This is a genomic window from Pseudomonas sp. ITEM 17296, assembly GCF_028895205.1.
GTDB lineage: Bacteria > Pseudomonadota > Gammaproteobacteria > Pseudomonadales > Pseudomonadaceae > Aquipseudomonas > Aquipseudomonas kermanshahensis.
In genome coordinates, this window is sequence record NZ_WJRS01000002.1 from 36,318 (window position 1) to 48,894 (window position 12,577).

Annotated in this window: 13 protein-coding genes; 2 read left to right on the forward strand and 11 right to left on the reverse strand. The window is 63.7% G+C overall.

The genetic code is table 11. The features are described 5' to 3' along the window. Positions 1 to 5: 5 nt before the first annotated feature. From GIB19_RS02775 to GIB19_RS02820, 10 genes are all read right to left on the reverse strand, one after another. Entirely contained in the window at positions 6 to 617 is a 612-nt protein-coding gene (locus GIB19_RS02775) for an HAD family hydrolase (RefSeq protein WP_274883392.1), read from the reverse strand. Beyond that, entirely contained in the window at positions 614 to 1,402 is a 789-nt protein-coding gene (locus tag GIB19_RS02780; protein ID WP_085273773.1) for a GntR family transcriptional regulator, read from the reverse strand. Before GIB19_RS02780 ends, GIB19_RS02775 begins: the two co-directional genes overlap by 4 nt. Continuing rightward, positions 1,399 to 1,995 (reverse strand): nicotinamide riboside transporter PnuC, encoded by a 597-nt coding sequence (gene pnuC / locus GIB19_RS02785; protein WP_099429583.1) that lies wholly within the window; start codon positions 1,993 to 1,995, stop codon positions 1,399 to 1,401. The genes GIB19_RS02780 and pnuC overlap by 4 nt, the downstream gene beginning before the upstream one ends. Positions 1,996 to 2,014: 19 nt before the next feature. Continuing rightward, positions 2,015 to 2,848 carry a 5'-nucleotidase, lipoprotein e(P4) family gene (locus GIB19_RS02790; RefSeq protein ID WP_274883393.1) on the reverse strand — a complete coding sequence of 278 codons (834 nt, stop codon included), beginning with the start codon at positions 2,846 to 2,848 and terminating at the stop codon, positions 2,015 to 2,017. Between the two features lie 9 nt (positions 2,849 to 2,857). Beyond that, positions 2,858 to 5,023, reverse strand: a complete 2,166-nt coding sequence (locus GIB19_RS02795) for a TonB-dependent siderophore receptor (RefSeq protein WP_274883395.1) — start codon at positions 5,021 to 5,023, stop codon at positions 2,858 to 2,860. A gap of 120 nt (positions 5,024 to 5,143) precedes the next feature. Next, on the reverse strand, positions 5,144 to 6,022 hold the full coding sequence (locus GIB19_RS02800) for a sulfurtransferase (protein WP_274883397.1): 879 nt from the start codon (positions 6,020 to 6,022) through the stop codon (positions 5,144 to 5,146). Positions 6,023 to 6,033: 11 nt separating this feature from the next. Beyond that, complete coding sequence (locus GIB19_RS02805) at positions 6,034 to 7,182, reverse strand: phosphotransferase enzyme family protein (protein ID WP_274883399.1); 1,149 nt, start codon at positions 7,180 to 7,182, stop codon at positions 6,034 to 6,036. Next, positions 7,179 to 8,099 carry an ABC transporter substrate-binding protein gene (locus GIB19_RS02810; protein WP_099429578.1) on the reverse strand — a complete coding sequence of 307 codons (921 nt, stop codon included), beginning with the start codon at positions 8,097 to 8,099 and terminating at the stop codon, positions 7,179 to 7,181. The genes GIB19_RS02805 and GIB19_RS02810 overlap by 4 nt, the downstream gene beginning before the upstream one ends. A 150-nt stretch (positions 8,100 to 8,249) precedes the next feature. Further along, positions 8,250 to 8,714 (reverse strand): hemerythrin domain-containing protein, encoded by a 465-nt coding sequence (locus tag GIB19_RS02815; RefSeq protein WP_099429577.1) that lies wholly within the window; start codon positions 8,712 to 8,714, stop codon positions 8,250 to 8,252. 166 nt (positions 8,715 to 8,880) lie between these two features. Next, the gene (locus GIB19_RS02820) at positions 8,881 to 9,738 is read right to left on the reverse strand and encodes an SDR family oxidoreductase (RefSeq protein ID WP_274883401.1); all 858 of its coding nucleotides are present in this window, start codon (positions 9,736 to 9,738) and stop codon (positions 8,881 to 8,883) included. A gap of 185 nt (positions 9,739 to 9,923) precedes the next feature. Between GIB19_RS02820 and GIB19_RS02825 the strand changes: the two genes are divergently transcribed. Beyond that, on the forward strand, positions 9,924 to 10,448 hold the full coding sequence (locus tag GIB19_RS02825; protein WP_027596487.1) for a hypothetical protein: 525 nt from the start codon (positions 9,924 to 9,926) through the stop codon (positions 10,446 to 10,448). Between the two features lie 38 nt (positions 10,449 to 10,486). On the opposite strand, the gene GIB19_RS02830 is transcribed toward GIB19_RS02825, so the two are convergent. Further along, positions 10,487 to 11,815 carry an SDR family oxidoreductase gene (locus GIB19_RS02830; protein WP_274883405.1) on the reverse strand — a complete coding sequence of 443 codons (1,329 nt, stop codon included), beginning with the start codon at positions 11,813 to 11,815 and terminating at the stop codon, positions 10,487 to 10,489. A 223-nt stretch (positions 11,816 to 12,038) separates the two neighbouring features. Here GIB19_RS02830 and GIB19_RS02835 point away from each other — a divergent pair, with 223 nt between their 5' ends. Further along, on the forward strand, positions 12,039 to 12,575 hold the full coding sequence (locus tag GIB19_RS02835; protein ID WP_274883838.1) for a chalcone isomerase family protein: 537 nt from the start codon (positions 12,039 to 12,041) through the stop codon (positions 12,573 to 12,575). Positions 12,576 to 12,577 lie beyond the last annotated feature (2 nt).

The window sequence follows — 12,577 nt, forward strand, 5'->3', positions numbered from 1 at the left end:
CGCATCTAAGGGGCGCTCAGCCGTCTTATGTCCACGACCGGCAGCCCACCGCGCCGCGCTGCCTCCAGGCCTTGCTCGCTGTCCTCGAACACCAGGCAGCGAGCAGGCGGCAGCCCCAGTCGCCGGGCGGCCTCTAGAGGGATAGCAGGATCAGGCTTGGCCTTGCCGACATCGTCGATGGTCACAATGGCGCCGAACAGCTCGACCAAACCCAGTGCGGCCAGTGAGTTCAAGACAATCTCGCGTGATCCACTGGATGCCACCGCCATGGGCTTCACCCCGGCAAACCGCCTGGCGATGGCAGTTACCTGGCTGATCTCACGCACATGCCGGGAAAGGTTGGCCAGGTAGTGCTGGCGCATCGTCGCCACCACCTTGGGGCGATCCAGCGTGACCTGGTGGCTCTGTTCGAAATGTGTCATCAATTGCGTCTCGCAAAGCCCGCAGCGGGCGGCGTGCCATGCGCTGTCCATGCCCTTGCCAGACGCAGCGAAGCCCGCGCGCCAGGCGCTGGCGTAGGCGGGCAGGCTGTCGATCAGGGTGCCGTCGCAGTCGAAAATCAGGCCTTCGGCGGCCAGCAAGCGTGTTTCCAGTGGGGTGTCGAGTGGGTGTTTCATAACGCTTCGACCTGGCCGGGGTAGCGGGTTTGCAGCACCACGGCGAGGGCGTCCGGGCGCCAGAATTCCTGGTCGAACTCCACGGGCTGGCCGCGCTCGCCGAAGCTCAGGCGTTCCAGGTAGAAACTGCTCGAGCCTGGGGAGACTTGCAGCAGGTCGGCTTGAAAGTCGTTCATCGTCTCAGGGTGCATGCACAACTCGCTGCGCGACTGCACGCGGCCGAAACGTTCGCGCAGCAGGGCGGTCAGCGAGGTGTTGAGGTCGGCGTCGAGCAACGCGGGGCACCAGTCGGCGACCAGCACATTGCACTCGAGCAGCACCGGGCGTTGGTCCACGTAGCGACGGCGCTGCAGGTAGAACACCGGCTCCTCCGCATGCTCCAGGCCCATGCGCTTGGCCAGCCAGGCCCCGGCTGGGCGGCGCTCGGCGTGCAGGCACTCGGTGCGTGGCGTGCGGCCCTGGGTGGCGACGTACTCCATGAAGCCTGTGATGCCGGTTGGGTCGTAGCGGATGCGTGGGGGGCTGACGTACCAGCCGCGGCGGTCCTGGCGGTAGATGACGCCGTCGGTTTCCAGCAATTGCAGTGCCTGGCGCAGGGTCACCCGCGTGCAACCGAAACGCTCGGCCAGGTCGCGCTCTGCGGGCAGCTTGCTGTCGGCGGGCAGGCAGCCTTTGGCCAGGTCACTGGCCAGTTGATCGCGGATACGCAGGTAATGGGGCTGGCTGGCGCGCCAGGTGGCCTGTGGCTGCGACTCGCTGACGAACGAGGTGCGAAACGGGTTCATGGCAATACCTCGGCGCCTGCAGGCAGGGGCTGTTGCTGGGCCAGCAGTTCGTTGCGCCAGGCCAGCAGGCCGTAGGCGGCCAATACCACGAAGCCGGCGTACAGGGCCGCTGTGAGTTGCAGGTCCTTGAACAGGAACAGCCCGACGTAGGCGCTGTCGAGCACGATCCACAGCCCCCAGCTGGCGACGTATTTGCGTGCCGCCCAGAAGCTGGCCACCAGGCTGAGCGAACTCAGCAGCGCATCGATCCACGGCGCGGAGGCATCGGTGTAGCGCTGCATGACGGCGCCAAGCAGTACCGCGCCAGCAAGCCCCGCCGCCAGGCTGACGATGGCCTCGCGGCGCGGCAGGCGTTGCACGCCGACCTTGCCGGCGACGCTGTAACCCTGGCTCCAGCGCCACCAGCCGTAACCTTGCAGCACGGCGAAGACCAGTTGCAGCAGCATGTCGCAATACAGCTTCACGTCGAAGAATATCCAGGCGTAGAGCAGCACGGCGACCACGCTTACCGGCCAGCACCAGCGAATACGTTGGGTGGTCAGCCACACGCCGAGGATATTGAACAGCACGGCGATGATTTCTAACGTTGACATGGGCGCCTCCTCGGCAGCGTCAGTACTGGGGCTTCAAGACCTTGTGCTTGAAGGCGCGCTTCTGTTGTTCCGATAACCCCTCGCGCCCCTGGTACGGCGCGCTGTACCAGCCGCCATAGGTGGGGTTGGGCAGCAGGAACCAGCGTTCACCCAGCCAGGCGAAGTAGGGGCGGGCCGCGTCGAGCTGGGCCTGCTGGCTGCCGCGGGTGGCCATGAAATCACCGAAACTGTCGCCCAGCTGCATCAGCACCCGCGCCTGGGTCCCCACCCAATGACGACGGCAGGTCTTGTCCGAACCGCTGGCCTGGCAACCGCCTATGGCGGTGCCGGCGGTGAGGATCTGGGCGCTGCTGTCGATGGGGAAACCGGCGCGGCGCAGGTTTTCCAGGGTTGCCTGCTCCTGGCCTGGCGCTCGGTTGGTCAGGTAGTACGGCGTGATACCACGGCGCGCGGCGGCCTGCAGAAAGTCCACCGCGCCGGGTAGGGCAGGGGCTTTGGCGCGGTCGACCCACTGGTACCAGGCGTCGTAGTCATAGGGGCGGTCATTGATGATCGAACGGGCGTTGAGCGGGACGTTATCCAGCAGGGTTTCGTCGATGTCGATGATCAGCGCCGGTGGCAAGCCGTTTAGCGCGCGCGGTGCGTGTGCCAGCGCATCCCAGGCGGGGTCGGCCAAGGCCCTGTCGAGGTGCTGGGTGGCACTGGCATACACCTGGCGGAACAGCAGGTCGTGTTCCACCGACGTCTGGGCCCAGAGCACTGCATCGAGCTGGTCGTTAGCGGGCGGGTGCTGCTGGCAACCGGTGAGCAGCGTTGCCAGCAGGGTGGCGATCAGCGAGACGGACCGGGTCATGGCGATTCCTCAGAAATTCACGGTGGCGGACAGGCGAGCGGTGCGCGGCGCACCCTGGAACAGGTAGCCATCCCCCATGTATTCGCCCACATCACGCCAGTAGCGTTTGTCGAAGAGGTTGTCCACGGTCAGGCGCACTACGGTTTCGTAGCCTTCCAGGTCCAGGGTGTAGCGCGCCCCGGCATCGAACACCGTGTACCCGTCGACCTTCACATTGCCGGCCTGGCTTGCATACTTGCTGGCGCTGTAGCGCAGGCCGCCGAGCAGGGCCAGGCCCTTGATGCTGGCGACACTGTAGTCGGCGTGCAGGCTGGCGCGCACGTTAGGCACGTTGATCGCCTGGTGCCCTTCGTAGCTGTCAGTGCCGCTGTCCTCGACCCGGGCGCGGATGGCCGCGGCACTGGCCGACACCTGCAACTGCTCGGTCAGGTGCCCGCTGGCGGACAGTTCGAGGCCGATGTTTTCCTGCTCGCCTTGCTGCACGTAGGTGAAGCTGCCGTCGCCATTGGGGCGTGAATACTGGTAGGCCTTGCTGATGCGAAACAGCGCGGCGCCGAGGCTCAAGCCCTGCCAGTCACGCTTGGCACCTACCTCCAGTTGCCGTGAAACCGTGGGCGGCAGGATCTCGTCGGCATTGGTGGTGAACCACGCCGCTTCGCCGCCCAGTGACAGGCCTTTGCTGTAGCTGGTGTACAGCGAGATGTCCGGGCGTGGTTTGTAGATCAGTGCCACGTTGGGCAGGAACTCCGAACGTTGGGTATGGCGCGTGGTGTTGCCGTCGATATCGAAGGTTTTTTCGTCCAGGCGCACCTGGCGGCCACCCAGAATGGCCTGCCAGTGTTCGCCGTAGCTCAGCCGGTCGCTGAAGAACAGCCCGTACTGGCGGCTGTCCAGGCGCCGATAGGTGTGGCCCAGCGGTTCGCTGGTCGGCGCAAAGTCGGGTACCGGCTGGTAGATGTTGGCGGTGCCCACCCATTCGTTGACCGAGTCGCGGCGGTCGACGATACGGCGCAGGGCGCTGCTGCCGACGGTCAGCTCATGCTGCAAAGGGCCGCTGTCGAAGCGCCCGCTCAGTGCCGCCTGGAGCTCGTCGTTGCGGCGGGTATCGTCGGGGTTGCGGAAGTCGTAGACATCGTAGTCGCCCTCGGGGCTGAAGTAGTTGGGCACGGCGGAGCTGGCGCAGCTCGGGGCGCCATAGCAGCCCCAGGCGAAGGCGCTGTAGTCGTCGATCACCACCCGGCTGCGCGAAGCGCTCAAGTTGGCGCTCCAGTTGTCGTCGAAGCGGTACTCGAAGCGGCTGCCAAGGTTGAGCGAATCGATACCCACCGGTTTCGACCAGCGCTGGTCGGCCAGGCGGTCCTTGGGGTCGATGCCGCTGGGCACCACGCTACCGCCGAGTAGCTGATAGCCCGGCACCGAGCGCTGTTCGCGGGTCTGGTACTCGGCATCCAGCTGCAGCAGGGCGGCATCGCTGAGGTTCCAGTCCACGGCCAGGGAGGCGAAATCGCGTTTGCCGTCCGAGTTGTCCACGTAGGAGCGTATGTCTTCGTGGGCGAAGTTGGCGCGCACGCCCAGGCGCTGCTCGCTGTCCAGCCAGCCGCCAAGGTCGGTGGCCACATAGCGCTCGCCTGATTCGTTGCTTGCGACGGTGACTGAATGTACGTTCTGCGGGCGCTTGGTGACGTAGTTGACCAGCCCGCCCGGCTCGGAAACGCCACTTTGCAACCCGGAAAGGCCTTTGAGCAGCTCGACCTGCTGTTTGTTTTCCAGCGCGACGTTCTGCTCGCCGGTGATGGTGCTGCCGTTGATTTTGTAGCTGTTGGCGGCGCTGAGGGAAAACCCGCGAACCACGAAGTTTTCGTAGTAACCGATCGGCGCATAGCTTTCGCCGGTCGAGGCGTCGTTGCTGAGCACTTCGCTGAGCAGCCTGGCCTGGCGGTCCTTGAGCAGTTGCTCGGTGAACACCGCAACCGAGGCCGGCGTATCGAGCAGTGGCGCCTCGCCCAGCCCCCCCACCGAGGCTGAGGAGGCTTGGTAGCTGTTGGTCTGTGCGCCCGTCACGGTGATGGCCTCCAGCAGGGTGCTGTCTGCCCAGGCCAGGGCCGGGTTCAATGACAGGCTCAGCAGCCCCAGCGCAAGGCCGTGGCGGTGATGAAAAGACAAGGATGAAGCCATGAACGAACTCCTGGGTGACCAGCGGTGTGGCACCGAAAATCGGGTAAACCTGTGCTCGCGATGCCACGCCTATGCAGCGGCGACAGCATCGTTGAGCGGGCGCTTGAAGGGGGTGTAACTTCAGGCCGGCGTTGCTCCGGTGGTCATTGGTAATGCAGGGTCAGCTGCCCATTCCTGCAGCGAGCCGTCATAGATCGAAACGCCCTGTCGCCCCAGGCGCGTCAGGGCCAGGGCAGTGGCGGCCGCGGAAATACCGCCGCCACAGTAGAGGACCAGTGGCTGGGTGCCTTCGACCAATGCTGGGCCGAGTGCGCGGGCCAATGCGTCGGGCGCCAGGTAGCGGCCCTGCTCGTCGAACAGTTGCCGCGCCGGTCGGTTGAGGCTGCCGGGGATATGGCCGCGTCGGGCATAGCGGGTCACCGCGCTGCCCTCGAACAGCCCCTTGGACAGCGCACACACCAGCGTGCCTGGCGCTTGTCCATCGAGTATGGCCAGCACGTCTTCGCGGTTTGCCCAGTACCCTGGATGGACGGTGAGCGACACTGGCAAACCCGCTACACCAGGCTGAGCTTGGTCACCGCGGGCCAAGGGCAGGTTGGCCTCGCGCCAGGCCTTCAGGCCGCCGTCGAGCACCGACGCGGCCACGCCCAGGCTACGCAGCATCCACCACAGGCGTGCGGCCCAAAAACCCTCATGCCGGTCGTAGACCACGATGTGCCGTGCCTCGGCGATGCCCAGGCGTGCCAGCGCCGCGGCTGCCTCCGTCGGCGAAGGCAGGGCGAAGCTGTAGCTCGCTGCGGTGTCGGCCAGCTCGCACGTCAGGTCGGCATGCCGCGCCGTCGGGATGTGTTCGGCCAGCCAGGCCGCATGGCCACTGGCGACGCGGTAGTCGCCATCGAACTGGGCGGCGGCCAGTTCCACACTGGCGTCGAGCACCACCAGCCCCGGCTGTTGCAGGGCGTGGTGCAAGGCGTTGGGTGAAATGAGGATGTCGGGCATAGGGGCTCCTGTCAGCGCGCGCGTGCGATGCGGTGCAGATGATCGAGCAGGCGGGTGCCTTCGCTGTCGCCAAACCATTGGCCATGGCCGATCAAGAAATTGTGGTAGGCGATATCGGCGTTGCTCCGGGACCCGACGATGCCCTGGAAGTAGTCGATCTCGGCGAGGGCGAAATCCACATGGACCAATGGCAGCAGCGCTTTGAGCGTGAGCAGGTCGGCCTGTGTCAGGGGCCGCTGGCTGTGGTAACCGGCCAGCAGTGCATCGACGGCGTCGAGGTCGGCGGCGGCGCGCCCGCCTGCATCGAGTTCAAGCCAGGGAATGCAATTGCGCTCTATCGCGGTGGCCAGGTCGAACACGGCGAAAGTCCGGTCACTCAGGCCGAAATCAAGGACGCTGCGCACCTGCGTGGTGTTTGCCGATTCGTCCCACAGCAGGTTGGAAGCGTGCCAGTCGTTGTGGGTCCACAGCGCCGGCTGGTGCTGCAGCAGGGGCAGCAGGGCGCAGTGATGGGGCAGATAGAGTTCGCTCAGGGCCTGCTGCCAGTGTTTGTCTGCGAGGTAGTGGGCCAGTGCGGGCTGCTGCGCCAAGGCCGTTTCGATGGACGACAGCGGCGCGTGGTGGCTGAAGAACCGCAGGTTGGCAATCAATACGGGCGTGCGTCGGGCGCCCGCAGTGAAGCCTTCGGCGGCCAGGTGCAGGCGAGCAAGGGCAACGCCCGCCGCATGGGCGTGCTGCAGGCTGAGGAAGGGTGTCCACGACAGCGCGTCACGGTACAGGTCGTGGCCCTGCGCGCAGGGCAGCACCTCGTAAGTCCAATCACCCAGGGCCACCACGCTGTCGCCGTTGTGGTCGAGCAACGGGGTAACAACGGGCGCGCCACGCTGTTCAAGGTGCTGAACGAAGCGGTGCTCCTCCAGCAGCCAGGCGGGCTGGCGGACACTGCGGTGGTGGCGTTTGACGAACAGCTCCCCCTGTTCCGTGCGCACCTGCGCGGCAGCCGAGAAGGGGCGGGGGCTGTGCCAGTGCAGCGGGCCCACGGCGCCAAGCCGCGGGAAGTGGCTCAGTACCGCTTCCACATCCACCTGAGTCAGCGCGGGCCAGTCGGCTTCTACCGGCTGCACGCCCATGCCATGGGCCATGCGCAAGGGCTCGTTCATGCCTGTGGCTCCGGCAGGTAACGGTTGCTGGTGGCACCACGCCAAGCGTCGGCGTCGGCCAGTACGCCGTGGTGGTGCAGCCACTGGGCGTAGGGGGCGATCAATTCTTCGCGTTGCTGGCCCCAGCGCTGCTCATGCAGCCAAGTGGGTGCGATGTGCTGTAGCGATTGGCTGAGCAGCGCCCTCGGAAAGTAAGGGGTGGCGGCCTCATAGGCGCCCAACGCGCTTTGCGGGTCAGCGGCCGCCGCGCGAAAGCCACGCTCGGTGGCGGCGAGAAAGGCGCGGGCGATCTCGGGGTTTTCCTCGAACCAGCGTTGCTGCCCGCCCAGCAGGTAGCTGTGATAACGCGGTGCGCCAATGTCATCGACTGGCCAGACCACACGTCGCTCGGCCGCAACCGGGCTGTCCATCAAGGCTTCCCAGGCCCAGTAACCGCCAAAACTGGCGTCGGCAATGCCTGCCGCCAGGTCTTCCGGGCGCAGTTCGCGCACTTTGCTGTCGACGATGATCACGGCATCCGGGTCGCCGCCATCGGCGGCCACCAGATGGCGCACCATGGCCAGGCCACGGGGCGTGGGGTTGAGCGCCAGGCGTTTGCCTGCGAGGTCCCTGGGGCGGCGAATGCCGAAGTCGGTGAGGGTCTGGATCGATTCAAGGCCCCGATGGTTGATGGCCGCGACACCCAGCAGCGGCTGGCCGAGGCTGCGCCTGACCAGCAAGCGATTGCTGGGAAACACGCCGACATCCGCATCGCCTTTGAGCAGGTGCTCCAACGTGTCGCCATGGAAGGGGTCGGGCACTACCAGTTGCACCGACAAGCCGGCGTCCTGATACCACCCGCGCTCCCTTGCGACGTAGAACCCTGCCGAATTTGGCCAAGGGTGGAAATACTCCAGCATTACCCGTACAGCGTTCATCCTTTCGTGCTCCTTGGTGCCCTCGGGGCTCAGGGAGCAGATTTAACGGGTAGACATCTGGTATATACCAATATCGTTCGGTGCTATTTTTATTCCTTCAGGTAATAAATTGGCCTGCTTTAATTTCTTTTTTGCTGTGGCGCATTCGGTTCATGCAGCCCGTCGCTCGCCCTTGAGCATTTTCCTGTGCGCCTCCATGGCAACGCCCATCTCTTCCAGCTGATCTTTGCCCAGCAGCTTTTTCGCAGTGGGGAACAGTTCGCCTTCCTCTTCTTCGATGTGATGTTCAAGCAGCTCTTTCATCACCTTCACCCGCCCGGCAAATTCGAGGGTGCCGGTTTCGGTATGAAGCAGATCAGGAAGCACCAGCGAATCCACGGTACGGTGCTCTTCCTTGGCTTCGTAATACATCTTCGCTTCTTCCTTGCCGCCGGCCTTCTTGATGGCCGGGTAGAGGATGTCCTCCTCCAGAGCAGTGTGGACTTGCAGCTCCTGCTCGATCCGGTGCAGCAGTTCGGCGCGCTTTTTCACGGCTCGCTCGGTGGTTGAAGACAATTCAGCCAGCAGCTTCTTCACCAATTTATGGTCTTGAATCAACAGGTCGATAGCGTTCATGCAGGCACCTCATGGCGGTCGGAGAAACACGGATTGCTGGGTACAAACTCATCGGTTCTGTTGCGGTGGACGTGATGGGCGTGCGAATGGTTCAAGTCTTTACCGCATGGCTCGCAGCGCGCAGATGAAGCGTCGAGGCCTGCGACAGCAAGCCTTGTCATGGTCGTCAGAGGATCGGTTTGCCGCCCGTGACGCCGTAGCGTGAACCCGAGATATAACTGGCTTCATCAGAGGCCAGCAAAACGTAGATCGGCGCCACCTCGACCGGTTGCCCTGGCCGCCCCATGGGGTAGCCCGAGCCAAAGTTTCTGACGGCCTCATCCGGCATGGTGGCGGGGATCAACGGCGTCCAGATCGGGCCTGGCGCCACGCTGTTGACCCGGATGCCTTGCTTCGCCAGCAACTGGGCGAGGCCTGCGGTGAAGTTGGCAATGGCGCCCTTGGTGGCGGCGTAGGCCAACAGGTTGGGTGACGGGTCATCGGAGTTGACCGAGCTGGTATTGATGATCGATCCGCCCTTCGGCATTGACGGCAATGCCCGTTGGCAGATGCGGAAGATGGCGGTGATGTTGGTGTCGAACGTCTTCACCCACTCCTCATCGTCAATGTCATCCAGGCTTTCATGGGCCATCTGGAATGCGGCGTTGTTGACCAGGATGTCGATGCGACCGAACTGTTCCACGGTCTTGTCGACGATGGTGTAACAGTGCTGTTTGTGCGCCAGGTCACCGGGCAGCAGGAGGCACTGGCGGCCCGCGGCTTCGACCCAGCGCGCCGTTTCTTGCGCATCTTCGTGCTCATCCAGGTAGGCGATGGCAACGTCCGCACCTTCACGCGCGTAGGCAATCGCAACGGCCCGACCGATGCCGCTATCGGCGCCGGTGATCAAGGCGATTTTGCCTTCGAGCCGGTTGTGGCCTGTATAGGTCTGCTCACCGCAGTCCGGGTACGGCTCCATCTTGCGCTGCGAACCGGGGACGCTTTGCGGTTGCGAGGGGAATGGCGGAGTAGGGTAGTCGCTCATGGTCGAAGCTCCTGCAGTTGAGAACGCTCATTACCGTTCGAACCGTGCGAGAAGCCAGTGTTGAAGTGGATGCTGGTTTTGAACGACGGACGGCCTGCCACCCACTTGCAATGAATTTTCGTTGAAGGGATCGCTCTATCGCTGATCAGCAGTGCGCTGCTCTCACCCCTTTCAGGAGCGCCCGAGTGCCTCGAATCATTACGCCCACCACCTCTGAGCATGAGATCGATCAGCAGAATGCGCGGATGTTCGGCACGCCCAAGGAACGCCTGGATTTCTATCGACGCGAAATCCAGTACGAGACCACTATCCTGGCCAACCGCACCGATGCGTATCTGGCCGCTCAGTCGTTCCTGGTCATCGCCTTCGTGTCTTCGATGAGCAACCTTAACCAGAGCTGGGGGGAAATGTTCACGTTGATCGTGCCGGCGTTTCTCGCCCTGCTCGGCGTGTTGAGCTCGTTGAATGCCTGGCCGGGCATCCGCGCGGCGTTCCGGATCATCGAGCACTGGCAGTTGAAGCAGAGCCACTTGCTGCGCAGTGAGCCGATGATGGGCCTGGCCTATGATGAATCGCCCTTGTTCTGCGAGGCTGAGACGTCCCGGGCCGGGCACCGGAAATCCTTGCTGTTCTCCCTTCGTACGCCTTGGATTTTTCTCGGGTTCTGGGTTTTGCTGGGCAGCTACTCGGTGTATATCCAGCTCGCGTGACGGGCGCGCTGCTGTGCGCAAGTGACTGCCAGCAAACCCTAGCGGCGCCTGCGTTGCGAACGGGTGAAGACAAACCCTGCAATCACACCCAGCAGCGCCGCACCCACCCATAACGATGTTTTATCTTTCTGAGTTCTCCAGCCACCGTCCACACTTCGCCGGTCATCGGGTGGCTCGAACAGATTCCCGGAAGATATCGCCGCGCTAGGGCTGCGGTTCAAGCCCCAGCGCGTGAGCCACCCTGACAACTGAGGCAGCCCCGGTACCAGGTAGCTGGCCAGATGGGCGAGGCGAGCGGCAGCGCCGACAGTGGTGCGCGCGCTCGGGGAAATGGCGCAGGCTACCATGGCGTTTGCCACCCGTTCCGGGTCGTAGATCGGCCCTGGGGGTGTCAGCGCGTGGCCGGTGTAGTTGCCTGCGTCCCGCAAGCCTGGCGTGTCCATGACGGCCGGATAAAGATCACACACATGAATGCGGGGGAACTCCGTCAGCTCGCCGCGCAGCGCTTCGGTCAGGCCACGCAGGCCGAACTTGCTCGCCGAGTAGGCTGCCGCATAGGGTTGGGCGATCCAGCTGCCAAGCGACAAGGTGTTGATCAGTATGCCGCTGCGCTGTGCCTTGAAGTAGGGAAGCACCACGTAAGCGCCCCGCAGATAACCGACCAGGTCGGTTTGAATCACCTGCTCATGTGCCTCTAGCGGTGTTTCGTCGAAGCTGCCCAACGCGCCAACCCCGGCGTTGTTGATCCAGATATCGATACGTCCATGGCCAAACTCGGCAGCTTGGGTGGCCAGGGCTGCCACTTGATCGCTGTGGGTGACGTCGGTGGTGATGGCGACAGCGTCCGTGCCACAGTCGGTGCATTCATCCAACACGTCGAACAACGCTTCCTCATCGCGTGCTGCGAGCACCAGGCGGGCACCTTTGCAGGCAAACGCATGCGCAGCCGCCCGGCCTATGCCGCTGGAGGCGCCGGTGATGACCACGACCTTTCCGCGCAATGGGCCTTTGATCGGCGTCGGGCTCATTGGCATGGAGTGCTCTGGGGCTGGTGAGTCTTCGTTGTCGTTAGACGGCAGTGTGGCACTGGCTTCTAGGGGGCAAAGCTCAAGGGTGGTTCCATCAGCCATTACCAGCTTCAAGCCCTCGATGGTGCCCGCTATCCGATCCGGGAAGACGGGTTCGCCTTCAGCATCCAGGCTGTCGTAGATGAACTGCGTGCCTTCGAGCCAGCCGACCGCAGTCAGCAGTTCGGGGCCGAGGTAATACTTGCCGTCTTGAAAGTACCCCGGGAACTGATGGGCGCGCTCGACGTTCTCCACGCAATAGCGCTCGCCTGGTTTCATACCTGTCGCTTGATCGATCATGGTGAAAACCCCTTTTCTGAAAGCCGGCTATGCAGCAGATATTGCAGTGAGTAAGCAGGGGAATCCGTTGGGCAGGACAAAGTTCAGAGCAAGCGTTTCAGCGGTTATTTTTAGCGGCGGATGACCCGTGTTTACCGTCCTCATCAACGCTGTACAAGGATTTGTTGAAACCTATACAAAAAGCTATTCTTGTACAGGATTTTCCCAATTGTTCGAGGTAAGCATGGTGCCTCCTGCGCGTTGGGCCAGCCTGTGCTTGCTGATGGTTGCGCTGTCGACCGTAGCAGCGGACTGGCGAGCCGAATTGCCAACGGCGCAACCGTTGGGTGCTGGCGATTTCACGTGGTTCGGCGTGCGCCTTTACAGCGCCCGGCTGTGGACAGTGGGGCCGGTTCAGGACTGGAACCAGCCCTTTGCCCTGGAACTGCGCTACCACCGATCGCTGTCCAAGGAGACGCTGGTAGACGCCAGCCTTGCGGAGATACGCCGCCTTAACGCCAACATCACGCCGCAGCAAAGCGCAGCGTGGAGCAAGGCGCTTGAAGCGGCATTCGTGGATGTGCGCCCGGGTATGCGTATCACGGGTGTGTACCTGCCAGGGCAAGGGTCTCGCTTCTATGTCGATGGCACACTCAGCCAGGTAATCGCCGACCCGGAATTTTCCCGAGCATTCTTCGCCATCTGGCTCGACCCACGGGCCAGGGACCCACAGCTGCGCCAGCGCCTGCTCGGGCTGGCGGGCAACGACCGAGGGACGTGAAC